Annotated in this window: 24 protein-coding genes; 17 read left to right on the forward strand and 7 right to left on the reverse strand. The window is 45.9% G+C overall.

Features of this window, described 5'->3' with window-relative positions; all coding sequences use genetic code 11:
* Positions 1 to 524 precede the first annotated feature (524 nt).
* Both H7R39_RS06530 and H7R39_RS06535 read right to left on the reverse strand, forming a co-directional pair.
* A complete protein-coding gene (locus H7R39_RS06530; RefSeq protein ID WP_185898503.1) occupies positions 525 to 707 on the reverse strand; it encodes a hypothetical protein in 183 nt (60 codons plus the stop codon).
* Between the two features lie 111 nt (positions 708 to 818).
* A complete protein-coding gene (locus tag H7R39_RS06535; RefSeq protein ID WP_185898504.1) occupies positions 819 to 2108 on the reverse strand; it encodes a coiled-coil domain-containing protein in 1290 nt (429 codons plus the stop codon).
* Between the two features lie 392 nt (positions 2109 to 2500).
* On the opposite strand from H7R39_RS06535, the gene H7R39_RS06540 reads away from it, so the two are divergent.
* The 4 genes from H7R39_RS06540 (at position 2501) to H7R39_RS06555 (ending at position 5173) form a co-directional block, all read left to right on the forward strand.
* On the forward strand, positions 2501 to 3139 hold the full coding sequence (locus tag H7R39_RS06540; RefSeq protein WP_185898505.1) for a nucleoside recognition domain-containing protein: 639 nt from the start codon (positions 2501 to 2503) through the stop codon (positions 3137 to 3139).
* Entirely contained in the window at positions 3136 to 3600 is a 465-nt protein-coding gene (locus tag H7R39_RS06545) for a YjiG family protein (protein ID WP_002950687.1), read from the forward strand. The genes H7R39_RS06540 and H7R39_RS06545 overlap by 4 nt, the downstream gene beginning before the upstream one ends.
* 10 nt (positions 3601 to 3610) lie before the next feature.
* On the forward strand, positions 3611 to 4729 hold the full coding sequence (locus tag H7R39_RS06550; protein ID WP_185898506.1) for a M20/M25/M40 family metallo-hydrolase: 1119 nt from the start codon (positions 3611 to 3613) through the stop codon (positions 4727 to 4729).
* A gap of 234 nt (positions 4730 to 4963) precedes the next feature.
* Complete coding sequence (locus H7R39_RS06555) at positions 4964 to 5173, forward strand: alkylphosphonate utilization protein (RefSeq protein WP_185898507.1); 210 nt, start codon at positions 4964 to 4966, stop codon at positions 5171 to 5173.
* Positions 5174 to 5274: 101 nt separating this feature from the next.
* Here H7R39_RS06555 and H7R39_RS06560 read toward each other — a convergent pair whose 3' ends face one another.
* Positions 5275 to 6381: an FtsW/RodA/SpoVE family cell cycle protein gene (locus H7R39_RS06560; protein ID WP_185898508.1), complete on the reverse strand. Its 1107-nt coding sequence runs from the start codon at positions 6379 to 6381 to the stop codon at positions 5275 to 5277.
* 52 nt (positions 6382 to 6433) lie between these two features.
* Here H7R39_RS06560 and H7R39_RS06565 point away from each other — a divergent pair, with 52 nt between their 5' ends.
* From H7R39_RS06565 to mnmC, 13 genes are all read left to right on the forward strand, one after another.
* On the forward strand, positions 6434 to 7450 hold the full coding sequence (locus tag H7R39_RS06565; protein WP_185898509.1) for an RluA family pseudouridine synthase: 1017 nt from the start codon (positions 6434 to 6436) through the stop codon (positions 7448 to 7450).
* Entirely contained in the window at positions 7380 to 8597 is a 1218-nt protein-coding gene (locus H7R39_RS06570) for a fibronectin type III domain-containing protein (RefSeq protein WP_228724753.1), read from the forward strand. The genes H7R39_RS06565 and H7R39_RS06570 overlap by 71 nt, the downstream gene beginning before the upstream one ends.
* Positions 8597 to 9772: a tRNA (guanosine(46)-N7)-methyltransferase TrmB gene (gene trmB / locus H7R39_RS06575; protein WP_185898510.1), complete on the forward strand. Its 1176-nt coding sequence runs from the start codon at positions 8597 to 8599 to the stop codon at positions 9770 to 9772. Before H7R39_RS06570 ends, trmB begins: the two co-directional genes overlap by 1 nt.
* Positions 9756 to 10427, forward strand: coding sequence for a cell division ATP-binding protein FtsE (locus H7R39_RS06580; RefSeq protein ID WP_185898511.1), 672 nt, complete (start codon positions 9756 to 9758; stop codon positions 10425 to 10427). The genes trmB and H7R39_RS06580 overlap by 17 nt, the downstream gene beginning before the upstream one ends.
* Positions 10414 to 11223: a cell division protein FtsX gene (locus H7R39_RS06585; RefSeq protein WP_185898512.1), complete on the forward strand. Its 810-nt coding sequence runs from the start codon at positions 10414 to 10416 to the stop codon at positions 11221 to 11223. The genes H7R39_RS06580 and H7R39_RS06585 overlap by 14 nt, the downstream gene beginning before the upstream one ends.
* A complete protein-coding gene (locus H7R39_RS06590; RefSeq protein ID WP_185898513.1) occupies positions 11220 to 12470 on the forward strand; it encodes a murein hydrolase activator EnvC family protein in 1251 nt (416 codons plus the stop codon). The genes H7R39_RS06585 and H7R39_RS06590 overlap by 4 nt, the downstream gene beginning before the upstream one ends.
* A gap of 71 nt (positions 12471 to 12541) precedes the next feature.
* Entirely contained in the window at positions 12542 to 13261 is a 720-nt protein-coding gene (pyrH, locus tag H7R39_RS06595) for a UMP kinase (RefSeq protein ID WP_002948445.1), read from the forward strand.
* A 15-nt stretch (positions 13262 to 13276) separates the two neighbouring features.
* Positions 13277 to 13495 carry a DNA-directed RNA polymerase subunit omega gene (locus H7R39_RS06600; protein ID WP_185898514.1) on the forward strand — a complete coding sequence of 73 codons (219 nt, stop codon included), beginning with the start codon at positions 13277 to 13279 and terminating at the stop codon, positions 13493 to 13495.
* On the forward strand, positions 13479 to 15677 hold the full coding sequence (locus tag H7R39_RS06605; RefSeq protein ID WP_185898515.1) for a RelA/SpoT family protein: 2199 nt from the start codon (positions 13479 to 13481) through the stop codon (positions 15675 to 15677). Before H7R39_RS06600 ends, H7R39_RS06605 begins: the two co-directional genes overlap by 17 nt.
* 17 nt (positions 15678 to 15694) lie before the next feature.
* Complete coding sequence (tyrS, locus tag H7R39_RS06610) at positions 15695 to 16903, forward strand: tyrosine--tRNA ligase (protein WP_185898516.1); 1209 nt, start codon at positions 15695 to 15697, stop codon at positions 16901 to 16903.
* Complete coding sequence (locus H7R39_RS06615; RefSeq protein ID WP_185898517.1) at positions 16903 to 17994, forward strand: nitronate monooxygenase; 1092 nt, start codon at positions 16903 to 16905, stop codon at positions 17992 to 17994. Before tyrS ends, H7R39_RS06615 begins: the two co-directional genes overlap by 1 nt.
* The gene (locus tag H7R39_RS06620; protein ID WP_185898518.1) at positions 17978 to 19822 is read left to right on the forward strand and encodes an N-acetylmuramoyl-L-alanine amidase; all 1845 of its coding nucleotides are present in this window, start codon (positions 17978 to 17980) and stop codon (positions 19820 to 19822) included. Before H7R39_RS06615 ends, H7R39_RS06620 begins: the two co-directional genes overlap by 17 nt.
* Complete coding sequence (gene mnmC / locus H7R39_RS06625) at positions 19819 to 21918, forward strand: bifunctional tRNA (5-methylaminomethyl-2-thiouridine)(34)-methyltransferase MnmD/FAD-dependent 5-carboxymethylaminomethyl-2-thiouridine(34) oxidoreductase MnmC (protein ID WP_185898519.1); 2100 nt, start codon at positions 19819 to 19821, stop codon at positions 21916 to 21918. Before H7R39_RS06620 ends, mnmC begins: the two co-directional genes overlap by 4 nt.
* Before the next feature lie 254 nt (positions 21919 to 22172).
* Here mnmC and H7R39_RS06630 read toward each other — a convergent pair whose 3' ends face one another.
* The 4 genes from H7R39_RS06630 to H7R39_RS06645 form a co-directional block, all read right to left on the reverse strand.
* Entirely contained in the window at positions 22173 to 22706 is a 534-nt protein-coding gene (locus H7R39_RS06630; RefSeq protein ID WP_185898520.1) for a DUF937 domain-containing protein, read from the reverse strand.
* A gap of 92 nt (positions 22707 to 22798) precedes the next feature.
* On the reverse strand, positions 22799 to 23317 hold the full coding sequence (gene ppa, locus H7R39_RS06635) for an inorganic diphosphatase (protein WP_002948463.1): 519 nt from the start codon (positions 23315 to 23317) through the stop codon (positions 22799 to 22801).
* Between the two features lie 242 nt (positions 23318 to 23559).
* Positions 23560 to 23943, reverse strand: coding sequence for a YgiW/YdeI family stress tolerance OB fold protein (locus tag H7R39_RS06640; protein ID WP_185898521.1), 384 nt, complete (start codon positions 23941 to 23943; stop codon positions 23560 to 23562).
* A 135-nt stretch (positions 23944 to 24078) separates the two neighbouring features.
* Positions 24079 to 24645 (reverse strand): adenylate kinase, encoded by a 567-nt coding sequence (locus tag H7R39_RS06645; RefSeq protein WP_185898522.1) that lies wholly within the window; start codon positions 24643 to 24645, stop codon positions 24079 to 24081.
* Between the last annotated feature and the right edge of the window lie 142 nt (positions 24646 to 24787).

Genomic DNA, 24787 nt, shown 5'->3' on the forward strand with positions numbered 1-24787 from the left:
AGTTTATCAAAGAGGATAAGGCCGATAAGGTGCGGCTTTTTGACATCGGCGAGCCGACGCTAGCCAAGACGCTGATTTTGGCCTATAAAGAGGATAAAAAGCTGTCAAAACTAGCGCAGGAATTTATTAAGATAGCAAAAGAAAGTTAAGTAATTCTGGTGTTTTTCGGCTGCTATTGTTGCTTTTGTTAAGTAAAAATGACTAAAATTGTCGCTATATCTAAAAACTTCACAAAGTATAACATTGCGCCATATATTACAACCACTGACGCAACGGGCGCACAAAGTAGTCAATGTCTTAGTTGCGCACAAGAACTATCCTGTTTAATTAGCCAGTTAAATTTTAGTATAAAGAACTCGCATTAAATTTAAAATTTCGGTGACAACAAGAAAGAACTTGATTGTAAAGAATGGTTCAACTTTTTGCTGATAGCGTCGCAAATGTGGGTGCAGTTTTATAAATTTTAGTGTTATAAAAGGCTAATTTGGTCAAATTGTCAATTTGTCATCTGTAAAAACGTAAATTTATAGTATAAATAAGGTAGTAAATTTAACCTTATTTATTACCCTTAGAGGCAAATTTAACTCAGTCCTAAAATCACCAAAGCGACTAATCAGCATCGAATCGCCGTAAAAGCTCCACTGCTCGCCGCTTGTAGCCTTGTTATTGTCGGCGCTGTTTACGCGTAGGATATAAACGTTATTCACAAAGGTGCACGTTTTTAATAATTCCTTTCGTCGTGACTCGCTAAAAAACGTGCATGCAGTAAGAACTACGGCTAGATCATGCTTGCGATCCCCCGGCAAATAATCATCTCCCTAGCCCGAAGTTCTCCGACGCATGATTCCTATTTCTTGAATACACCGCCGAGAAGTAGCCATCCAACAGTCTGTCTTTGAGTCTAGACTTTGCATATCCCTTTCTTTTTCGTATTCGCTATTTGCTAGCTCCATTATACTTTCGTGAGAGGTTTTGCTTGCAGTATCCAGCAACACTATGGCTCCCGAGTTAAATTTGATAAAATAGTCTTTTATCTTCTGTGATATCGAGCTTATCGCTATTCCCATTTTTACGCCTAGTTCTATATATTCGCTTCTTTTGGTTTCGGCGCTAAACTGGCTATCTAGGGCATTATTTAGCCGGGCTTGGACTTCTTCTTTGTCGGCATCGGCTTGTTTTAGGTTGTTTTCGGCATTTTCCAAACTGGATTCTAACTCGCGTATTCTATCGCTTCTTTGGATTATGGTCTTTTTGTACCACTCTATGTCTTTGTTTAGTTTTTCTACTTTATTGGAGTCGTCTATTTTTTGCTGAAGCTCCTCGGGAGTGTTTATGTCGTTGGCTTTCAATAGCTCTAAAATTTGAGCCTTGCTTTGATCGATGTAGTGGGAGAATTTAATTAAATTCTCTTCAATATATTCCTCTACTTTAGGTATGCTAATAATCGTTTTGATTTTTTTGATAGTTTTACCCAGGAATCCTGCGGACTCTTCGTATTCTTTGGTTTCCCTCGAGTTTTTTATGATCTCGGCTGCGACTTCCTTTGCTCTTTGCTCGATTTCCTCTTGTCGTAAAATCTCGCTTTGCACAGTAGATATATTGCTACTTAGGGTCTTTAATTCTTTGTTTTTGTCTTCCACTTGGCTCTGTCTGTTTAAAAGTTCATTGCTGGCGGTATCTATTTCGTCTTTTATAGTTTGAAGCTTGCTACTACTGATATCTATCTTGGTTTCTAGATTATTTATTTTACTTTGTGCATCTTGCATGGCTTGGTTTTGGTATACGACTACGTCTTCTGCCTTCGAGAGTTTTCTTTTTGCGGATTCCAGTCGGTCTTGGGTATCCTTGCAATGTTTTTGAATTTGGGCTAGATTTTCCTTTGCTTCGTTAGTTTTGGCTTCGATTTTTTGCAGTTCCTTTAGTTTTTGCTCAGCTAGCTTCATAGCGGCCTGAGCCTCTTTTTCTGCTTTTTCTTTTATATGCATTGTTTCTAGTGTATCATGAACGGTTTTTGAGTTTACCTTTCCTCTTACTACTTTTCCTCCGAAACTTTCTACAGCAAGATCTTGAAGTCCGGCGTCGAATTTAGAGAGCTCGGCTTTGCTCATTTTTGGTTGAAATTTTCCGGTTTCATAGTTATATCTGCCCGCCACCGACTTTTTCTTAAATTTCTTTTTAGTCTAAAAAACTTTTTTTTAAAAATACCCAGGTTAATTATTTTTAAACTACCATATTTTTCTATAAATCTTTAAGAGAGCTTATATAATATTGTAGTTTTCTGATATTTTATCTCTGATTTTTAGTTATTCAAATTTTTCTTAAATCCCTATATATAGAGAAGTAGGCGTCAAATTTACTAAATTTTTACAATGAGGTATCTAAAAGTAACATTAATTAAAAGAACTAAATATTATTCATTATCTTAATCTGCTTTTTACTCATTCCTAAGGTTCGCGACTGTATATTACCTATGTATTTACTTTATTTTTAAGGAGGCTTTATGCAAGAGGCAAACGACGGCAAAAGGCTAGCGATCGGCACCGTTGCCTTGATCCTAGCTATCGTCTTTTTCGGTGGTTTCTTAAAGGACGTCGCGGGCGGAATTTTTGATTTCGGTAAGCTAACCGGACAGTTTCCGGAGTGGTTTAAAACTGCAGGCGGCACTAGCGCAAAGGGCGGTTTTATATTTGCGCTTAGTCTGGTTCCTGCGATCATGCTAGCTCTAGGTTTCGTCGCGATATTTGAGAGATATTACGCGCTTTATGCGGCTTCGCGCTGGCTAACTCCCGTGCTAAAGCCTCTCATCGGTATCCCTGGCTGCTGCTCGATCTCGCTCATAGCCAGCACGCAAAGCACCGACGCGGGTAGCTCCACGGCGAAGTTTTTACGTCAAGACGGCAAGATCACGCACAAAGAGCTTTTGATATTTGCCGCGTTTCAGTTTAGCGCGGGCGCGATGATCACGAATTTCCTAGCGTCTTTCGCTCCGTTGCTCACGGTAGCCGATAAAAATGGAGCCCTAGCGCCTATATCTATTGCGGCGGGCCTAGGAATTATTTTGGTGTTTAAGGTATTTGGGGCAAATTTGATGAGACTTTACGTCAAAAAATTCGTAAAAGACGGGGAGACTGAAGTATGAGCGAGCAAGCTAATAATAAATTATTAACCGACGTTTTCGTAGAAGGCGCTAGGAAGGGCTGGGATATCGCCGTTCACAACACCATCCCAAACGTCCTTATGGCTTTTGTTATCATCCACATCCTAAAAGTCTCTGGCGCGCTTGACATTATAGGCAAGTATCTTGGTTTTGTTATGCTACCGCTTGGGCTTCCCGGCGAGTCGATAGCGGTCATAATGGCGGCATTTCTTAGCTGGGGCGGATCTGCCGGCGTGCTAGTGGCGCTAGTTCAGGGCGGAACCCTAACGGCTCCAGATATCGCCGTACTGATCCCAGGCATGGCGCTAGTAGGCTCTACGGTGCAGTATATGGGACGCGTACTGGGCGTGCTGGGCATCCCTGGCAAGCACTACTTGGTGTTATTTGGTATCTGTATCCTAAACGCCTATCTAGCGATGTTTGTAATGAGTCTCATCGTATAAAGGATGATCCATGAAACAAGAGGAGCTAAAACAATACCTAGCCGAGCTAAAGGAGCTAACTAATATCGAGAGCCCGACGGCTAGCATAGAGGGTGTAAATAGCGTCGCAAAGTGGTTTATGAATAAGGCGGAGACGCTAGGTCTAAAACACGAAACGGTAGCGCTGGGCACCGATAAGGTCGCCGACTGCCTGCTTATCTCAAACAATCCTAATGCGGCGAAATTCGATGTGCTTTTCGTTGCGCACATGGATACGGTTTTTCCCGTTGGTTCGGTGCAAAATACCCCTTTTACCCAAAATGAGGGCAAGGTAAACGCACTAGGCGTCATCGACGACAAGGGCGGCGCGCTACTGTCGCTCTACATCATTAAGGAGCTTGATCTTAGCAAAATCAACGTCGCTTTATTTCTAAACTCGCACGAGGAGACGGGATCGAATTTTGCCAAAGAAAAGATCCGCGAATACGCTAGAAAGTCTAAATTTTGCCTAGTGATGGAGCCTGCTCGCGAGGACGGCTCGATGGTGGCTACCAGAAAGGGCGTGATGTCCTACGTGATCGAGTTTTACGGCGTGGACGCGCATGCTGGCAATCATCCCGAGCTCGGCCGTTCGGCGCTCGTCGAGGCGGCGAATTTCGTAGTCGAGCTATCAAAGCTGACTGATTTTGCGGCGGGGCATACCTTTAACTCCATCATCACAAACGGCGGCACCGCGCAAAACGTCGTGCCCGAGTTTGCCAGCGTGACTTGCGAGATGCGGTATAAATTTGCCTCTTCGGTCGAGTTTTTTAACAAAAAGCTAGATGAAATCCTGGGCAAACCGTTCGTAAACGGCGTAACGCACAAAAAGATACTAATAAACGAAGAAGCGCCGATGATAGACGAGCAAAATTTACCGAGGATCAAGGCGATCTTCGACGAGGTCGCCAAAAAAACGGGCGCGAAGGTGAACTGGGTGGATGCCGGCGGTCTAAGCGACGGCAATATCACGGCCTCGGCGGGCTGCCCGACGATCGACGGACTGGGACCTGCGGGCGGAAATATGCACACCAAAAACGAATACATGGAAGTTGACTCCGTCGTACCGAAGTGCAATCTCGTGCTAGACGTCATCAAAAAGCTTGTTTAAATTTAACGGCAAAAGGGTCAAATTTGGCTCTTTTGCCTTAAATTTTAAAATTTGAAAGCCTTGAAACTTTGTTTAAATTTTAGAGACGATTTTTTTACGCAGACTTATCACAATATTGTCCAAATAAAATCAAATCATCAACTTTATTTAACGATACGAAGTAAATTGAGCGGCTTGGACTTTATTTTTTGCTCATTTTTTAGTAAAATGGGCGCTAAATTTAAAGGAGAAAATATGCCAAAAGACGCAAACGGAACCGAACTAAATGCCGGAGATAACGTAACTCTGATCAAAGATCTAAAAGTAAAAGGCGCGGGCGCTACGCTAAAGCGCGGAACCATGGTAAAAAACATCAAGCTCACGGACGACGACAAAGAGATCGAAGGCAAGATCGATAAAATGGGCGTCATCGTGTTAAAGACGGAGTTTTTAAAGAAGGCTTAGTTTAATTTAGGTGCCAAATCTAGCCCGCAAGTCGTCTTAAAGCGAGCCAAAATCGGTTGAATCGTCAGAATTTGCCTAAAATTAAAGGCAAATTCTGACGGCTAGATTTTAAATTTAACCAACCTATACGTCGGATCAAACCTAAACGCGAGCAAATTTTGCAAAATCCCAAAAAGGCACATAAAAGTAACGAAGCTACTGCCGCCGTAACTGTAAAAGGGCAGCGGAATGCCCACCACAGGCGCAAAGCCGATCGTCATCATGATATTTATACTCACGTAAATAAAAATAAGCACCCCGATCCCCGACGCCATCGTCTGCGTAAAATAATCATCCTTTAGCCCGTAGTTTAGGCTGAGCAGATGAGCTATCAGCGCGCCGTAAAAGCTAAGTAGCGCAAGCCCGCCGTAAAATCCGTATCGCTCGATCGTGTATGCGAAAATAAAATCGCTAGTCGAAATCGGCAAAAACTTAAAGTGCGTCTGCGTCGCCTCGTCTTTTGGTTTGCCTTTTAGGCCGCCGCTACCGATAGCGATGATGCTTTGGCGCACGTGATAGTTGGACTCCTCGCTTAAAAAATCAGTAATGCGCTTTTTTTGATAATCGTGCAAATTTTCGTAGATCACGGGCGCAGAGAGTAAAACTCCCGCAAATATTACGACCCAAATTTTTTTATTTACCCCGATGATAAAAAGTACGGCGTAGCCCACGATGAGTAGTATTAAAGCGGTGCCAAGATCGGGCTCTTTTAAAATCAGCACGAAAGGGAAAAGTATATAAAAGCTAAGGCGTAAAAAGTCCTTGAGACCGTAGCCGTTTTCCTCCGGCGGGCGCTGTTTGATGAGGTAGCCTAGCATCAAAAGAAGCGCCGGCTTCATGATCTCTGAGGGCTGAAGCGTAAAGTGGATAAAAGGAAACTCGAGCCATCTTTTTGCGCCCAGTTTGCTCGTGCCGAACAAATCTACGCTAATAAGCAAAACGATGCAAATCCAGTAAAATAGCGGTATGAGCCAGGCGATCTTGCGAATGGGAAGCAAAAAGAAAAATAAAAACGCAGCTAGACCGACTCCGAAATATACAAGCTGCTTGCCGGCTAGGATAGAATTTGCCTCAGAAACCAAAATGTATGATAAAATAATAATAGGAAGTATCAAAAATGGTTGAACGAAGTCAAAATGGGTTAAAATTCGCCTATCGAGTCTTATCAAAAATTTGCCTTTTTTGAGCGATTATAGCATTTTAAAGGAAACAAATCTAAAAATGACGGAAAAAGAGATCAAAATTTTAGATGATACGCAGACGAGGGCGGATGCGTTTTTGGCGACCGAGCTAAACGTCGCTAGAAACCAAGCGCTAAATTTGATAAAAAGCGGGTCGGTTAGCCTAAACGGCAAGCCGCTAAATAAGCCTTCCGCAAAGTTAAATTTGGGCGACGTTTTGAGGATCAAATTTGAGCAAAACGAGCCCAATATGGCTAAATTTGAAGCGGAATTTGAAGTGCCGATCATTTACGAGGATGAGGATTTGCTCGTGCTAAATAAACCTGCAAATTTAGTCGTCCATCCCGCTCCTAGCGTTAAAGAACCCACGCTTGTGGACTGGCTCGGGGCGAAGGGGTTTTTGCTATCAAATTTAAGCAGACAAAGTAGGGCGGGCATCGTGCATAGGCTGGATAAAGGCACTAGCGGAGCTATCGTCGTAGCTAAAAATAACGCCGCTCACGCCGCGCTTTCAAAGCAGCTAAGCGATAAAAGCATGGGACGCATCTATCTAGCGCTAACAGATCTGCCGCTCAAGCAAAACTGCACCGTAGAGCGAGCTATCGGACGAAATCCCGCTAACCGCCTAAAAAAGGCGATAGTTTCAAGCGGCCGCGCGGCAAAGAGTGCCTTTGTGAATCTGCTTTTTGGCGAATTTGACGGCCCCGTGCAGGGTAAAAACGCAGGCGTAAATTTGATCGCGGCAAAGCTTTTTACAGGTAGAACTCACCAGATCAGAGTGCATCTAGCTAGCCTAAACCGCCATATTTTGGGCGATGCTTTATACGGTTTTAAGAGCGAAAAGGATAAAATCGCCCGAGTAATGCTTCACGCCTACGGGCTATATTTCACGCATCCGCGCACGGGCGAACAAATGAGCTTTGTAGCACCCGTCTGGGATGATTTTAGTGAAATTTTACTTAGCAAATTTAGCAAGGAGAATATAGATGAAAAGATTGATTTTATGGGGCTTAGCGAGCTCTTTAGCCATTGTGATGAGTGGATGCGTATCCTCTAGCGGGCCTGCGCAAGTAAATCCGAATTTGCCGACCGTCCAGAGCCTAAAAACTATAAGCGATATGACCGAAGTTGGCTTTGAGTGGACGCCGACTCCTACCTCAAACGTCGCAGGCTACTATCTATACCGCTCAAATCCAAACGAAAATAACGGCAAAATGAAAGTCGTAGCCGACATAAAAGACCGCTTTGCTAGCCACTACGTGGACGCAAATTTGGCTCCAGAGACGACATATGCGTACGAGATGAGGACATATAACGCAAGCAAGCAAATTTCAGGCCCAGGCATGATCGTTAGCGTCACAACTAAGGCGCTTATGGACTCCGTGCCTTTTGTTAGAGCGCTTACGAATTTGCCAGAGCGCGTGAAACTCATCTGGAGACCGCATCCAGATCTTCGCGTGGCGTCTTATGTCATCGAAAAAGCCGATATAAATAAAGAAAACTGGAGACAAATCGCCGAGGTAAAAGGTAGACTAAACGCCGAGTATATCGATGACGACGTGAAGTCGGGCAGAAGCTACAAGTATAGAGTTTTCGTAAAAACTACTAGCGGAACGATCTCAAAGCCTAGCGAGATCGTGGACTCTACAACGAAACAGTTACCAAGCGAGGTCGTAAATGCCCAAGCTACTCAAGACGTGCCCAAAAAGATTATTTTAACGTGGGACAGCGTGGCTAACGACGACTTTGGCTACTATAAAATTTACAGCGCGTCAAGCAAATTTATGCCATACACTTATCTCGTGAAAACCACGTCTAATAGCTACGAGGATCTAATAAACGAAAACGGCGCAACCAGGTACTATAAAATCACCATCGTCGATAAAGACGGCCTAGAGTCTAAAAAACCTAGCGAGCCTATCATCGGTATGACGCTAGGTGCTATCGATGCGCCGGTCGTATCCTCTATCGTGGCCGATAGCACGGCGGTTAAGCTCACGTGGAGCGCCTCTGATAAGGCCAGAAGCTTTACCGTTATAAGAGACGGCGGCGGAAGCGAGCAGAAATTTACAAATATAACTGGCAATGAATTTGTCGATAATAGCGTTGCTTACGGGCAAAAATATAGCTATAAAGTGATCGCCGTAGATGAATACGGCATTAGCTCCGACGCTTCTCAAAAAGCAGAGATAGCCGTCGAATAATGCCCAATTTTATAGCTAAAAACGTAAATTTTACTCCAAAAGAGTGCGGCGAGATAAGCTTTTTGTGGGAGGCTCACGGCAGGCAGGGCGTTAGCCTTATTTATACCAAAAGCTCTAGTGAGGAGTTTTTTATCACGCTAAAAAAGCGCGAAAACGACTGGGTCGTAAAAGGCGAAAAGCTAACAAAGCCTGCCAAAATAGGGCTTTTGCAAAATGCTTTGGTTAAATTTAAAGAGCTTTATTGCGATCAAGTTTTAAGCGAAGCCATCGCGGTAAAAAACACGCACCTCACGCAAAAAGACTCAGCTATTTTTAGCGTGAGCGAGTTGCTTGAAAATTTAAATCAGAGCGAATTTGAAAGTAAATTTATCGAGATAGGATTCGGCTCGGGCAGGCACTTGCTATTTCAGGCGGAAAATAACCCAAATACGCTAGTTATCGGCATCGAGGTCTATAAGCCCTCGCTCGAGCAAGTCGCAAAGCTGGCAAAAGCTCGAAATCTAAACAACGTCATGCTCGTAAACTGCGACGCGAGGCTGTTTTTATCGCTCGTGGAGTCAAATTTTATCGATAAAATTTTCCTTCATTTTCCGGTGCCTTGGGACGATGCTCCTCATAGGCGCGTGGCGTCGGCTAAATTTGTCCTGGAGTGCGAGCGAACGCTAAAAGCGGGCGGCAAATTTGAGCTAAGAACCGATAGCCGCGAGTATGCGGACTTTACTTTGGCGCAAATTTTAAATTTGAGCAACGCCGACGTGCAAATTTATAAAAATCGCGATCTAAAAGTAAGTAGCAAATATGAAGACCGCTGGAAAAGGCACCAAAAAGATATTTACGACGTTATCTTTACCTGCGAAAAACAAAGCGAACCAAGAGCTGATCAGGGCGAGCTAAAATTTGAAAACGGCTACGACGCGAGCAAGGTCGCGGCTAAATTTAGCAACCAAACGATAAAAGAGGATGATTTTTTCTTGCATTTAGAGGAAAAATACGAAAAAGACGGCGAAATTTTGATTCGCGCGGCGTTTGGCGCATTTAACGCGCCCGAGCATTGTTATGTTTTACTCGGCGAAAAAGGCGCGGAATATTTTATAAAAAAGCCGCTCGTTACGGCTGAAAATTTAAAGGCGCATCTTGCGTTGAAGGAGTATTTGGCGGATGCAAAAAATAATTAGCGCAAGCGGGCTTTGCCTAGGATACGAAGGTTGTGAAAAGCTCATAACGGACGCGAAATTCGACATTTACGCCAATGATTTTGTTTTTATCACCGGGCAAAGCGGTAGCGGCAAATCGACGCTTTTAAAATCTTTTTACGGCGAGATAAAGCCAAGCGCTGGCTCGCTAAACGTCTGCCTAACAGATATGATGAATTTAGGCGGGCAAAATCTAGATAAACTAAGGCAGCGCATCGGAGTGGTTTTTCAAAACTACCGTCTGATAAGCGAGTGGAACATCGAAAAAAACGTGATGCTGCCGCTAATGATAAAAGGCCTTAGCGCTAATGTTTGTAAAAATCAGGCAACCAAGCTCTTAAAGCACGTAAATTTGCTCCACAGAGCGCACAAGTATCCAAACGAGCTAAGCGGCGGAGAACAGCAGAGAGCTGCGATGGCTAGGGCGCTAGCGCATAATCCAAATTTGCTGCTTTGCGACGAGCCTACGGGTAGCCTCGATGAATATTCAAGCGACGTTATCTGGGGGCTTTTGCGCTCGGCCAAGGAGTTTTTGGGTACCTGCATCGTGGTGGTTACGCACAGGGTGCCAAGCTCGCTAAGGGTGCCTTACAGGCATTTTGTTATAGAAGACGGACATTTGCATGAAATCCTTTAAAACTCATCTAAGCGTGATAATCCCGCTCGTGGCGCTGCTCGTGGGCATTCAGTTTATATTGCTAGTCGGGCGAGTGGTGGACGAGTACGAGTCCGTGATGAACAAAGACTACAGTATCATCATCGTAAGTCAAAACGAGCTAAACACTACCGACATAAAGCCGCTCATTTATACCTTCGAGTCGCTTGAGCCGCTTAGCTCAAAGCCCGTGCTAGAGAGGCTTGCTAAGGATATATCGTCTAAAAATATCGCCGTTTTGCAAAACGCGTTGCCTAAATTTTACTCGCTAAAGCTAAACGCCTTTCCAAGCACCCAATATATGCAGGAAATCAAGGACAAAATTTCAAAGATTAACGGCGTGAGCAGGGTTGAGACATTTTCAAAAACGCACGATAAAATTTATAAAATCATGCAGCTGATTAAAAATATTTCGGCGATATTTTCGGGGCTAATCGGGTTAATCGGGCTTATGCTCATCGCAAAACAGATGCGAATTTGGCTATACGAGCACAAGGAGCGCATCGAGATAATGACGCTGCTGGGAGCTCCGTCGTGGCTAAAATCGGGCGCGTTATACAAAAACGCGTTGTTTGATTCGTTTATAGCGACCGTTTTGGTGGCGGTTTTTTATATTATTTTGCCGGATTTGCAGCCCGTTAAAGAGGTCGCTGCGGATCTAAATATAAATTTGCCCGCGATTGATCTGTTTTACGAAGGCGGAGTGTTGCTGGGCGTTTCGCTTGCGATAAGCTTTTTTGCCGTTTATCTCGTGATGAGAAAAGCAAGGGCGATATGAGAAAAATTTGCGTTTTGCTGGCTGCCGCGCTTTGCTTAAATGCAAGCACGGGCGAAAAGATAAAAAATCAAACGACCTATCTCGAGTCCTCAAAAGAGCTTGAAAAACAGCTAAATAAAAAGCTCGACGACCTAGCCGGCGACATACTCGGTGGCGAAAAAAGCGTCAAGCAAACCGACGATAAGATGAAAGAGCTCATCATGCAAATAGCTCAGCTAGAAAACAGCGCAAAAAGCGCTAGTGGCGAGCTTGACGAGCTAGTAAAGCAAAACAAAGACCTCACGCAAAGCCAAAAAGACATCCAAAAAAGCATCGTGCACATCATCTCAGACGAGTTTTCTTTCGATCTCATAATGCCAAAAGAGTACGAGGAGGGCGTTGATAGCATCATCGCAACCGAGATCTTAAGCAAACTAAATTCGGTACTAAAAGATGATTTTAACGAGCTAGCTAAGCAGTACGAAAGTACGCAAAATTTGATAAAAACCCAAAACGACAAGATCGACGGGATAAAGTCGAATTTAAAAACCTTTAAATTTAAGCAAGCCGAGCTCGTTTCTCTGCAGGATAAGCAGATGAAAACGCTGGCGAATTTAAAGCGGGATAAGGAAATTTATCAAAAGCAACTCTCGCGCCTACAAGCCCAACAAGACGAGATCAGAAAGACGCTAGAAGAGCTAAAAATCGTCGCAAAAAGGGAGAGCGAGGAGGCTAAAAAAGCCCTAGCCGCGCAAAAAGCGGCCGAAGCCAAAGCTCAAAAAAATAAGAAAGATAAAAAAGGCGAGGTTGCCGCAAGCGCGTCTGAGGGCGACGTGAAGCAGTTTGGCTCGAGCTATCAAACTAGCCTTGTTAAAAAATATAGCGGCGAAAAGACGATCGCGCCGCTTGACGGTTTTACGGTCAAGCAAAAATTCGGCAACTACGTAGACCCCATCTATAACATCAAAATTTTTAACGAATCGGTCGTGCTAAGCGCAAATTCGGCCGACGCAAAGGTAAAAAGCGTATTTAACGGCAAAGTGGTCTTTGCCAAAGAAACTGCGATGCTAGATAAAGTAGTCATCATCGAAAATCCAAACGGCATCCACACGATCTATGCCCACCTTAGCCAGATCGCTCCTACGGTAAAAGTGGGTGCAAAAGTGCAAAAAGGCTACGTCATCGGGCGCGTCCAGCGAGATCTGACTTTTGAAGTAACGCAGAAAAACTACCACATAGACCCCCTCGAGCTAATCAGCCTAAAATAGCACTCGCGCGCCGAGATTAGCAAAATTTAAAGCAAATTTAGCTAAAATCCGAAAATTTAAGGAGATGAAAAATGGAGCGAAAAAAGCGAATTTTAGTTAAATTTTCAGGCGAGGCGCTAGCCGGCGACAGCGGCTTTGGCATAGATAACGCGGTGCTTAAATTTATCGCAAAACAGATCAAAGAGCTAGTCGAAAACGGCATCCAAGTGGGTATCGTTATCGGCGGAGGCAACATTATACGCGGCGTTAGCGCGGCTAGAGACGGCATCATAAAGCGCACTAGCGGCGATCACATGGGCATGCTAGCTACCGTGATAAACTCTATCGCGATGAGAGAAGCGCTGGAGAGCGTAGGCCTGGACGTGCGCGTACAAAGCGCGATAAAGATGGAGGCTATCTGCGAGACTTTCATCGTCGGGCGCGCAAACAGACACCTTGAAAAAGGTCGCGTGGTGATCTTTGCTGCGGGCACGGGAAATCCATTTTTCACCACCGATACGGCGGCTACCCTGCGCGCTATCGAGATAGATTCAGATATGATAATCAAAGCTACGAAAGTGGACGGCGTTTACGACAAAGACCCGCATAAATTTGAAAATGCGACGTTGCTGAAAGAGCTAAACTACGAGCTTGCTATGAGTGACGATATCAAAGTGATGGACGATACCGCTATCGCGCTAGCTAAGGATAATTCGCTACCGATCTTGGTGTGTAATATGTTTAAAGATGGAAACCTGCTCAAAATCATACAGGGCGACGAGAGTGCGTTTTGCTCTATCGTAAGAAATTAAATTTAAGGAGAATAAATGAGATCTGAAGAAGTAGCGGCAAAGGCACTAAAACTCGTCGGAGACGATAGATATAAGCTGGCTCTAGTCGTAGCAAAAAGAGCCGAGGCTCTAGCCGGCGGCGCAAAAAGCCTGCTTGATATCGACGTTACTAAGATGAAATTTGCCGATATCGCCCTACGCGAGATAGCCGAGGGCAAGATAGCTTTAGAGGGCATAGTTGAAGCAGCTAAATAGCGGATTTTTACTAGAACAATTAATCGACGATATAACCGCTTGCAAAGACGTCGCTCAGGCGAGGCAGTTACTTAGCGAGCTGATAAATTTTACGCCGAATTTAGAGCGCGCGATCGAATGTTGCGTTATCTCGCATGCGGGGCAGTTTAGAAAAAGCGGCGAACCGTACGCGATACACCCTATCTTAGTGGCCTGCATCGTGGCGCACATGGGCGGGGACGAGGATATGATTATCGCCGCCTTGCTGCACGACGTGGTCGAGGATACGGATAGATCGATCGAGAGCGTGCGTGAGGACTTTGGCGAAGAAGTCGCAAAGCTAGTCGAGGGATTAACTAAAATCGTAGCCATCAGAGAGGATAAGCTCGCAAGCTCGGAGTCAAACGAGCGTCTGGCAGCTTCTGCGATGACCTTTCGCAAGATGCTGCTAATCTCCATCGAGGACGTGAGAGTGCTCGTGGTAAAGCTTTGCGATAGGCTGCACAATATGCTCACGTTGCAAGCTTTGCGCCCCGAAAAGCAAAAGCGAATCGCCGAAGAGACGCTGATGGTTTATGCTCCGATCGCGCATAGATTGGGTATTTCGTCGATAAAAAACGTGCTTGAGGACCTTAGCTTTAAGTATGCTTTGCCAGAAGAGTACAAAAAAATCGACGACTACTTAACGGAGCACAAACAGCAGCTCGTGCTAAAGCTAAACGCGTTTACCGATAAAATTTTTCAAATTTTACTTAAAAACGGTTTTAGCGAAAACGACTTTGAGATACAAAAGCGCATCAAGCACCACTACTCGATCTACTTAAAAATGCAGCGAAAAGGCATCTCGATCGAGGAGGTGCTAGACTTGCTAGCCGCTCGCGTGTTAGTTAAAGAGCCGCAGGATTGCTATTTGGTGCTTGGAAATTTACATATAAATTTTAATCCCTTAATCTCGCGCTTCAAAGACTATGTCGCGCTTCCGAAGCAAAACGGCTATCAGACGATACACACTACGATATTTGATAACAAAAGCATATTCGAGGTTCAAATTCGCACCTTTGACATGCACAAGACCGCAGAATACGGCGTCGCAGCGCACTGGAAATATAAAACGGGCGGCTTTTTAAATCCGAAACTAGACTGGCTAAGCGATATCAGCGGTATAGAAAACGGTATGGAGGAAGCGAGCGAAAACCCGGAGGAGCTCTACGAATACGCAAAAGACAGCCTCTATGTCGAGGATGTCGCGGTTTATTCGCCAAAGGGCGATATATTCACGCTTCCGCGCGGCGCTACGGCGCTTGATTACGCTTACGAGATACACACGCACGTAGGCTTGCACGCCAAAGAAGCCTACGTAAACCGCGTGCGAGTACCGCTGCTAACGGAGCTAAAAAACGGCGATATCGTGAGCATCGTGACCGGCGATGAGCCAAAATACCGCTGTTCGTGGCTAGGCAGCGTAAAAACGGGCAAGGCTAGAGCCACGATCCGATCGTACTGCAAGCAAAAGATAAGAGATATCAACAATATGGTCGCGATCGAAATTTTAAGCGGTATCTTTGCCGTACCTTCTCAAACTATCGAGCAGTGGCTAGAGGCTGAAAATTTGACCAAGAAAATTTTTAGAGCCGCGTTTGACTCGGTGTATCTGCAAGACGTGGTAAACGCGCTAAAAAAATACGTAAAAAGAGACCGTCCGTTTGCCATCGCGATGACGGATAAATACAACGTCAAAAAGCAAAAATTTGAAAATATCGTGATCTACTCGAACCACAAAATAAACAGCATCGAGTTTGATTATTGCTGCAATCCAAAGCGCGGCGACGATATCGTGGGATTTAGAAACTATCACCACGTTACTGTCCACCACAAGCTTTGCGAGCGGTTTATGAAGCTAGCCGAAGAGAAAAACGAGATGATTTTCGTCAAATGGACGCGGGTCGCTCCGCATAGATTTAAGATCATTCTGAGCCTTGAAAACAGGCGCGGGTCGTTAGCCGAGTTTTTGACGTATATGGCGAAAATGCAAGTCGATCTCGTAACCATCAGCCTTACCGAGACCAGAGAGGCGACGGCGGACTTTTTTGAGCTAACAATCGAGCTTGGCGAAAATTTGAACGTAAACGAGATAAAAGAGCGACTAAGAGATCGCTACAAGATCATAGACTTCGTGTCGCTTGACGACGCATACGGACATTAATAAATTTAGGAGAGAAAATGGGCGAAAATTTGAGCAAAATAATGAGCGATATAAAAAAAGGCGTCGCCGAGATGATAGACGAGGAGCGCGTCGAAAATTTAGTAAAAAACTACTACGAAAAGGGCGAAAATTTCTACGTTAAAGCAGGCTTTGACCCGACGGCTCCGGATTTGCACCTAGGCCACACCGTAGTGCTTCAAAAGATGGCTCTTTTGCAAAAGCACGGAGCGATAGTGCAGTTTTTGATAGGCGATTTTACGGGACAAATCGGCGATCCTAGCGGTAAAAGCCAGACGCGTAAAAAACTAGACCGCGAGACTGTGGCGGCAAACGCCAAAACCTACGAGGAACAGGTTTTTAAAATCCTAGACCCGCAAAAAACAAAGATAATGTTTAACTCCAAGTGGCTAAACGAGCTGGGGGCTGCGGGTATCGTGGAGCTAACCAGTACCTTTGCCGTGGCTAGGATGCTTGAGCGCGATGATTTTGAGAAAAGATACAAAAGCGGCGCCTCGATCTCGATAAGCGAATTTTTATACCCGCTGCTTCAGGGCTACGATAGCGTCGCGATGAAATGCGATATCGAGATGGGCGGCACGGATCAGAAATTTAATCTTCTGATGGGGCGAACTTTACAGCGAGTTTACAACGTCGGCAAAGAGCAAGCCGTCATAATGATGCCGCTTTTAGAGGGGCTTGACGGCGTAAATAAAATGAGCAAGAGCTTAGGCAACTACATCGGCGTGACCGACGAGCCAAACGATATGTTTGCTAAAGTTTTGAGCGTGAGCGACGAGCTGATGTGGCGCTGGTACGAGCTTCTTAGCGAAAAAAGCACGGAAGAAATCGCAAATTTAAAAGCGGACGTAGCTAGCGGCAAGGCTCACCCAAAAGCCGTAAAAGAGGCTCTCGCGCTAGAAATCACGGCTAGATATAACGGAGAAGTGGCGGCGAAAGAGGCGAAGGCCGAATTTGACCGCGTGCATTCGCAAAATTTGATCCCGACCGAGATGGACGAGTTTGAGCTCTCAGCTCCGGTTTGGATCGTGCAGGCGCTCACTCACTGCGGGCTCTGCGCTAGCAGCTCTCAGGCACGCCGAGACATTGCGGCAAACGCCGTCAGCCTAAATCAAGAAAAGATCGCCGACGAGCAGCTAAAGCTTGGCGCTGGCGAATACGTCTTGCAAGTGGGCAAGCGTAAATTTGCAAAACTAAAGGTAACCTGATGCAACCCGTAAAAATCGGAAAATACGATATAAAATACCCGATAATCCAAGGCGGAATGGGGCTTGGTATCAGTTGGGATAGACTCGCCGGAAACGTCAGCCTAGAAGGTGGCCTAGGCGTCATAAGCTCGGTAGGAACGGGCTACTACGAAGGACGAAAATACATCACCAAAGAGCTAAACGCCAAGCCCTACGGTAGCGGAAATTTCTACTCGCGAGAGGGGCTAAAAGCCGTCATCGATAACGCGCGTAAAATTTGCGGCGATAGGCCTCTTGGGGTAAATATCCTATACGCAAGCAACGACTACGAACGCATCGTAAAAGACGCCTGCGACCACGGTATAAACGTGATCATTACGGGCGCGGGGCTACCTACGAATTTGCCTGAATTTACGGTAGATTACCCGGACGTGGCTTTAGTTCCTATCGTATCCTCGGCAAAGGCGCTAAAAATAATCTGCAAACGCTGGCAAGGGCGCTACGGCAGGCTTCCGGACGCCGTGGTACTTGAAGGGCCTCTTAGCGGCGGGCATCAGGGCTTTACATACGAGCAGTGCATCGATCCAGCGTATAGCCTGGAAAATTTGATAACGCCCGTTAGCGAAGAGATAAAGCAGTGGGGCGATTTTCCGCTATTTGCGGCGGGTGGTATCTGGGATAAAAACGACATCGATAGGGCTATTTCGCTTGGCGCAAACGGCGTGCAGATGGGCACTCGCTTTATCGGTACGCACGAGTGTGACGCTAGCGAAGAGTTTAAGCAGGTACTCCTTGCGGCCAAAAAAGAGGACATCGAGCTAATCAAAAGCCCGGTAGGCTACCCAGCACGCGGCGTCAGGACGAATTTGATTAATCTAGTCGATAAACGCCAAGGGCCCAAAATCAGCTGCGTAAGCAACTGCGTAAGCCCGTGTCAGCGCGGCAAAGAGGCCAAAGAGGTAGGATACTGCATCGCGGATCGCCTCTATGACGCATTTGCGGGGCGCAAGGAAACGGGGCTGTTTTTCACGGGCGCAAACGGCTACAGGCTAAACGAGATAATAAGCGTGAAAGAACTATTTGAAAAACTGATAAATGGCGAAGATAATTAGAAAAATTTTTGTAATTTTATTTTTATTGGCGGCGGCGTTTGCGAACGACGGCTTTTTTGATAAATTCGACCGCGAATTTGACGGCGCAAGTAGCAAGAAAAAGACGGAATTTCATCAAGAACTGCGCGTGCTGTACGTTAGATCCATCATGCACAACGACAAGGAGCTAACCGCAAAGTCGCTGCAGCGTCTGATAAAAAGCGCAAAAGCTCTGGGGCTGGATACGAAGTCGTACGAAAAAGAGCTAAAAGGCCTGCCGCAGCCAAAAGCCGCGCCTGCGCCTAAAAAAGAAAAAGAGGCGCCAAAGCCTAAACAGCCCGAAGCAAAAGACCAAAAAGAGGCCAAACAAAAGCCTGCCGAGCTAAAGCAACTATCTGCACCGGTAAACAAGAAAAACCCGGCCGAACAGGACAAGCTGACGCTAGTTTCCGTGATCAGGGGTAGCGATAGCTTGGAGTTAAAATTTAACAGGCAGCTAGGCGGCAGCGATATCAATAAATTTACCCTAAATCAAAAAGGCTTATATAGGGATATATACCAGTTTAAGGGCGTTTGGAGCGCTGGAACGGTAGAGAGTATAAAGGGATTTTTGGTCGATGAGGTCCGTATAAGTCAGTTTGACGCGAGCACTGTGAGGGTGGTTTTCGTGAACAAATTTGAGATAAATTTAAAACTAAGAGCCGAAGATCGGTCGCTAGTTTTTAAAAAGGCCTCTCCCACGCAAGAGCAAAAATCCCTAAAAAATGAAAATTTAAACTCTAAACAAGCCGCCGCAAAAGATAATCATCAAAAGTCGCAAATCTCACAAAAACAAAGCGTAGAAAAAACGATCGACCTGAAGCAGGCTCAGATACAAGCTAGGCAGATGGCCGAAAAGAAAAAGATCGAACAAGCCAAGCTAGAACAAAAGCAAGAAGCCCAAAAAAACGCAGCCAAGACAAAGCCTGAAATAGCGCAAGCGCCGCAACAGCAAAAAACCGCTCAATCGCAATCTCAAAATCAAAAGCTCGCTCAGCAAAAGCAAGAAAAAGTTGCCGCGCAGACCAAGACGGATGCAAAAAAAACTCAAAGCACCACCGAAAAGGATGAGCAAGAAATTGTGCTTGCGCCCGTAAAAACGACAAGCGCCAAAAAAATTACAAGCGCTAAAGGCAAAGTTATCGTCCTTGACGCAGGACACGGAGGCGATGATCCGGGCGCTATAAATGGATCTTTAAAAGAAAAAAACATCGTGCTAAGTATCGCCCAAAAGGCGGGCAAGGAGCTACAAGGACGCGGTTACAAGGTTTATTACACGCGTAGCAAGGATAAATTTATCAACCTTCGCGACCGCACGAAATACGCCAACGACAAGGCCGCAGACCTCTTTATCTCCATCCACGCAAATGCCGCGCCAAACAAGTCTAAGGCGGCGACTATGCGCGGTATCGAGACGTTTTTCCTCTCGCCGGCTCGTTCCGAGCGCAGCAAAAACGCCGCCGCGCTGGAAAACAAATCCGACATCGAGGAGATGAACTATTTTTCCAAGCAGACATTTTTAAATTTCCTTAACCGCGAGAAAATCATCGCCTCAAACAAGCTCGCCATCGACGTTCAGCGCGAAGTTTTAGCGCGAGCCAAGTCGGTGAGCTCAAAGGCATCCGACGGCGGCGTTCGCGAGGCGCCTTTTTGGGTGCTAGTAGGCGCGCTGATGCCTGCGGTGCTGCTTGAGGTCGGCTACATCACTCATCCAGACGAGGGCGAGCTCATAAATAACTCAAAATACCAAGACGCCCTAGCCAAGGGGCTCGCGGACGGCATAGACGTCTATTTTTCAAACCAGCAATGAAAAGTGCGCGAGTCATTTTTAAAGACGGCATTCCATTTAGTCCCGAATTTGACGACATTTACTTTAACGCAGATGGTCCCATAGGCCAGAGCGAGTACGTTTTTAACTCCGTTTTTGATGAAATTTGGGAGAAAAAAAGCGAATTTAACGTGCTTGAGACAGGATTTGGCGCGGGGTTAAATTTCCTCTGCGCTTTTAAAAGATTTAAAAACTCAGATAAATTTTTAAATTTCGTCAGTATCGAAAAAACGCCTATCGCTAGAGACGATCTAGCTAAAATTTATGTAAATTTTAGCGAGCTTGCGGACGTTTCGGGCGAGCTTTTGGACGCCTATCCTCCGCTTATTCACGGATTTCACAGGCTAAATTTAGCTCCAAACGTCACGCTTACCTTGTGCTTTGGCGACGTGGAAGAGGTTTTGGACGAGCTTAGCTTTATTGCGGACGCCGTTTTTATGGACGGTTTTGCTCCCGCTAAAAACGAAGCGATGTGGAGCGAGCGGGTTTGCGCTAAAATCGCAAATTTATGCGCTCCCGGCGCCGCTGTTTGCACTTATTCGGCCTCGGGCGCGTTAAAAAGAGCCCTGCAAGATAGCGGCTTTGAGGTAAATTTGCTAAAAGGCTACGGCAAAAAGCGCGAGATGCTACGCGCCAAATTTGCGGGCGAGCGACAAGCTAGAAGCGAAATTTGGTTTAGTAGATTTGATCCCGCGAGCAGGGCTGTGCCAAAGAGTGCTCTGGTGATCGGCGGCGGCGTGGCGGGTTGCGTTTGTGCGTTTAAGTTGCGCCAGCGCGGCCTAGACGTCACGATCGCCGAAAAGCGCGGCGACATCGCGCTAAACGGCTCTGGGAATCACTGCGGGATTTTGATGCCGCTTATCACGAAGCCAACCGTAAATTTAGGCCGCATGCATATGAACGCGTTTTTGCAGGCGGCGCGCTTTTACGGCCAAAACCTCGGCGCCCAGGAGATAGAGTTTTGCGGTGCGACGGACTACGCATACGAGCAAAAGACGCTAGAGCGCTTTTACGAGTGGCGCGAATTTGACGCGGACAACGGCGTTTTTGAGCTAAAATTTGATTACGAGCCTTACGCTAGCGCGTTTATTTTTAAGGGCGCAAAAGCTCGCCCCAGAAAGATGTGCAAGGCGGCAAGCGCGGGTATAAAAACGCTTTTAAACTGCGAATTTGCGGGCTTTGAGACGCTTGAGGGCGGCGCAGTTAGGGCGCACTTTAAGGATGGGCAAAGCATCGACACCGACGTGCTCGTGCTTGCTATCGGCAGCGAGAGTATGGAGCTTTTTGCGGACTACGACATCAGGCTTAGCTCCGTGCGCGGTCAGGTCACGCATATCGAGCCAGCCGTTTGGACGCCTGCGCCCTTTAGCGCCAAAGGCTATGTTTGCCCGCCTGCCCAAGGCGTGCAGGTGATCGGCGCAACTTATGATAGAAATCTTTTTTTAGATGAGCCGCGTTCTAGCGATGATGAGAAAAATTTGGCCGACGTCGCAGAGTTTTTGGACGGTAAATTTACGAAAAGTGAGCGGTTAAATTTAAGCGGCGAGCAGGATTTAAATTTGACTACCGGCTCAGACGGCGAAGCTGAAAATTTAAATCGTTTAGAAGCGAGTAGTAACGATATAAATTTGAGTAAAAATACGTATTTGCGCGCCAAAACCACTGGCGACCCTGCGCAGGCGCAAGATGCGTCAAATTTGACCGCGCCTGAAAACGGCTCAAATATCGCGGCTAAAATACCGCAAAACGTCCGAATAATCGGCTCAAAGGTCGGCTACCGCAGCTATAGCGGCGACCGCTTTCCGCTTATCGGGCGACTTTACGACGAGGATTTTTACAAAGACGGTTACAAATCGCTACTTTGGACGAAAGGCAAGTCCAATCCGCATCCAAAATACGTGCCAAACGTATATGCGAGCACCGCTCACGGCTCGCGCGGACTTTGTACGGCCGTGCTTGGCGCCGAGCTCATCTGCGATCTTATTTTTGACCGTCCGCTTTGTATCGAAAAATCGCTTTTCGACGAGCTTCATTTGGCGAGATTTCTCGTTAGGAAGCTTAAAAAAGGGCTGAAATAAGCGCGATCTCAAATCTCTTAAATTTTATTTGCGCGACGCTGCTTTATGTTCATAAACCAAATTTGTCAAATTTGGAATAAGGGGCGCAATATTCGTATATGTAAAGGCAAAGTAGAGGTTCATAAAGAAAGAGAAGTTGACGCTCTGTCACACAGAAGCGGCAGTGAAAGAAAAGCAGTTTTTGGCGAGCTATGAAAAGCCGTAAATTTAGAAAAACATAATAATCACCAACGGCTAAAATAGGCGAGATTCGCCTATTTTTTACCGAAAAAGTTGCCTGCGATCCTAAAAATATCGTCCACGATCGAGCCGTCTTTGTTCTGATCCAAAAACTGCGTAAGCATCGACATCATGGAGCCGCTGTCTACAGAGTCTTGCAAATTTGATGCTTTTAGTTGGTTGTTTAGCATGCCCGCGATCATCGGCGCGATCATCGGTAGCAGAGTCTTGATAGAGTCTGCGCTGATGCCTAGCTGCGAGCCTACGTCACTAGCTAGAGCCCTGCTGTTTTCTTTTGAGCCAGTTAGTACGCCTAGTAGCTCGTTGCCTTCGGCGACGCTGATGTTTTGCGGGGTGCCAGTCATCTCGCCAAGGTTTGAGCGGCGGATCATCTCGAGGAAATTTGACGAATCGGCGTCAGATTTAAAATTCTCGTTGGCTCTTTGCATGAAAATAGGCGCGATCTTAGAAATCACGGCCTCTACGTCGTTTGTGCCCAGTCCGCTTTTTTGCGACATCGCATCTAACATACCGCTGGAGTTGCCCAAAAGTAGCTTTAGTATATCCATTTTTATCCTTTTGATTTTTTCGCGAGTTTTAAAATTTGACCGCCGCTTGTTTGGGTTTAACGAGGCGGCGGCCGACAAGCCAAGATGGCTTATTATTTGTAGTTTTTGATCGCCGCGTCTAAGATCTCTTTTGCGGCGTTTGCATCTTTAAATTCTTTAACCTTGACCCATTTGTTAGGCTCTAAAATTTTATAAGTTTCAAAGAAATTTTTGATCTTATTTAGCGTGGCCTCAGGTAGGTCTTTGTAGCTTTTGATCGCATCAAATCGCGGATCGATCTTAGTAACCGGTACGGCCAGTAGCTTCTCGTCCATACCTGCTTCATCCTCCATCACGAGCACGCCGATTAGGCGGCACGGGATCACGCTACCTGCTTGCAGAGGGTATTCGTTTAGCACCAAGATGTCGGCAGGATCGCCGTCTGCTGCGAGAGTGTTTGGCACGAAGCCGTAGTTTGCCGGGTAGAACATCGCCGAGTAGAGCACGCGATCGACTACGACCGCGCCGCTATCTTTGTCAATTTCGTATTTGATGTTCGAGCCGTACGGGATCTCGATCACGGCGTTGATTTTGTCCGGGTTTGAGCCTGCTTTGATTTTTGAAACGTCCATTTTTATCCTTTGTAAAGCTCCTATCACGCGGCGCTTTGTAGCAAAACGCTTTGAGATACTTGCCTTGAAATTTGAGTAAGAGATTATATAAAATCTCGGCTAAATTTGGAGTAAAACGGAGTTGAAGTAGGCCAAAATTTGGCTGGCATTACGGCGGTAAATTTGATGCTAAAAAGTAAAATTTGTAAATTTTGAGGGAATTAAAATTTGAGGAAAATTTAAGGCGACGAACCGCCCTAAAATTATTTGATTATTTCGATAGTTTTTACGTCGATAGAGGTTTTCATAAAGTCTTTATCGACCTCGCCGTAGATGCGCACAGGCGTATTTTCATCGACGGTTACGCCTCTCCAGTCCTTGTGGTCGATCTCGACTTCGATCGTGTCGCCGTTTTTATCGACAAACTGGTAGTGCTCGGGGCGAAACTCGGAGACGATCTTGCCCTCAAGCACGACGCGAGCGTCATCTGGTAGCGCTAGGGCTTGTTTTACCGTGCTTGCGCTCAAGGCGCCTTTACCGACGAAGCCGCCTTGATTTGTTGCGTTTTGTGCGCTTGAGCCAGTAAATCCGCCTGCTGCAAACATCGCACTAGCAAGAGCCGCTGATAAAACTATTTTTTTAAACATTATGTATCCTTTAAAATTTGATGTGATTTTCGTGAAATCATAGTGCGGATTTTAATGATATTTCGTGAATTATTTGTTAATTTGTATTTATGGAAAGCTTAAATTTAGAGCCTAGCTCGAGGCTCTAAATAATGTTTATAAGCTATTTACGAGGGCTTTGACGTCGGCCACGATAGGCTCGATCGCACGCTCGCCGTTTACGACGTGAAGCAGGCCTTTTTCTTTGTAAAATTTGCGTATCGCCTCGATCGGCTCTAGATAAACCTTCATGCGGTTGTTGAAAACCTCGTTGTTGTCGTCGGCTCCGCGCGCTCGTCCGAGCACTCTCTCGCGTGCGACGGCTTCGCTAACGTCCACTTCGATCACACCTTTTAACGCGATCTCGTTTTGTGCGGCTAGCACCTTGTCTAGCTCGGTCATCTGCTCGACGCTACGCGGATAGCCGTCGATGATGACGTTTAATTTATCTGAGCTTTTTATCGCCGAGACGATCGCGTTTACGACGACGTCAAGCGGAACTAGGTTGCCTTTTGAGATAAAGCCGTCGATTAGTTTGCCTAGCTCTGAGCCGCTAGCAACCTCTGCACGGAGCAGATCGCCCGTTGAGAAGTGCGCAAATTTGGAGTCCTCTTGCGCGATTAGCGATGCGTCGGTGGTTTTGCCGGAGCCTGGTGCGCCGATGATTAAAAATAGTTTTTTCATAAATTTTCCTTTAAAAACGGCTTGCCTCTTGCGCGCTTTTAAATGAGCTAGAAATTTTCTCCCTCGATGAACTGCATGTTCTATCTTCGGTCGAAAATTTCTTCGCAACATTTAAATTCATCGCAAGATACTTCGCCTTTTC

The organism is Campylobacter massiliensis (genome assembly GCF_014253065.1).
Lineage (GTDB): Bacteria > Campylobacterota > Campylobacteria > Campylobacterales > Campylobacteraceae > Campylobacter_A > Campylobacter_A massiliensis.

Excerpts from the sequence above, each read along its gene's own strand:
- mnmC (WP_185898519.1), top strand. The coding sequence starts at position 19,819 with ATGAAAAGTGCGCGAGTCATTTTTAAAGACGGCATTCCATTTAGTCCC.
- H7R39_RS06585 (WP_185898512.1), top strand. The coding sequence starts at position 10,414 with ATGAAATCCTTTAAAACTCATCTAAGCGTGATAATCCCGCTCGTGGCG.
- H7R39_RS06550 (WP_185898506.1), top strand. The coding sequence starts at position 3,611 with ATGAAACAAGAGGAGCTAAAACAATACCTAGCCGAGCTAAAGGAGCTA.
- H7R39_RS06615 (WP_185898517.1), top strand. The coding sequence starts at position 16,903 with ATGCAACCCGTAAAAATCGGAAAATACGATATAAAATACCCGATAATC.
- H7R39_RS06570 (WP_228724753.1), top strand. The coding sequence starts at position 7,380 with ATGAAAAGATTGATTTTATGGGGCTTAGCGAGCTCTTTAGCCATTGTG.
- H7R39_RS06620 (WP_185898518.1), top strand. The coding sequence starts at position 17,978 with ATGGCGAAGATAATTAGAAAAATTTTTGTAATTTTATTTTTATTGGCG.
- H7R39_RS06580 (WP_185898511.1), top strand. The coding sequence starts at position 9,756 with ATGCAAAAAATAATTAGCGCAAGCGGGCTTTGCCTAGGATACGAAGGT.
- H7R39_RS06545 (WP_002950687.1), top strand. The coding sequence starts at position 3,136 with ATGAGCGAGCAAGCTAATAATAAATTATTAACCGACGTTTTCGTAGAA.
- H7R39_RS06645 (WP_185898522.1), bottom strand. The coding sequence starts at position 24,645 with ATGAAAAAACTATTTTTAATCATCGGCGCACCAGGCTCCGGCAAAACC.
- tyrS (WP_185898516.1), top strand. The coding sequence starts at position 15,695 with ATGGGCGAAAATTTGAGCAAAATAATGAGCGATATAAAAAAAGGCGTC.
- H7R39_RS06590 (WP_185898513.1), top strand. The coding sequence starts at position 11,220 with ATGAGAAAAATTTGCGTTTTGCTGGCTGCCGCGCTTTGCTTAAATGCA.
- H7R39_RS06555 (WP_185898507.1), top strand. The coding sequence starts at position 4,964 with ATGCCAAAAGACGCAAACGGAACCGAACTAAATGCCGGAGATAACGTA.
- pyrH (WP_002948445.1), top strand. The coding sequence starts at position 12,542 with ATGGAGCGAAAAAAGCGAATTTTAGTTAAATTTTCAGGCGAGGCGCTA.
- H7R39_RS06640 (WP_185898521.1), bottom strand. The coding sequence starts at position 23,943 with ATGTTTAAAAAAATAGTTTTATCAGCGGCTCTTGCTAGTGCGATGTTT.
- trmB (WP_185898510.1), top strand. The coding sequence starts at position 8,597 with ATGCCCAATTTTATAGCTAAAAACGTAAATTTTACTCCAAAAGAGTGC.
- H7R39_RS06535 (WP_185898504.1), bottom strand. The coding sequence starts at position 2,108 with ATGAGCAAAGCCGAGCTCTCTAAATTCGACGCCGGACTTCAAGATCTT.
- ppa (WP_002948463.1), bottom strand. The coding sequence starts at position 23,317 with ATGGACGTTTCAAAAATCAAAGCAGGCTCAAACCCGGACAAAATCAAC.
- H7R39_RS06600 (WP_185898514.1), top strand. The coding sequence starts at position 13,277 with ATGAGATCTGAAGAAGTAGCGGCAAAGGCACTAAAACTCGTCGGAGAC.
- H7R39_RS06540 (WP_185898505.1), top strand. The coding sequence starts at position 2,501 with ATGCAAGAGGCAAACGACGGCAAAAGGCTAGCGATCGGCACCGTTGCC.
- H7R39_RS06565 (WP_185898509.1), top strand. The coding sequence starts at position 6,434 with ATGACGGAAAAAGAGATCAAAATTTTAGATGATACGCAGACGAGGGCG.
- H7R39_RS06630 (WP_185898520.1), bottom strand. The coding sequence starts at position 22,706 with ATGGATATACTAAAGCTACTTTTGGGCAACTCCAGCGGTATGTTAGAT.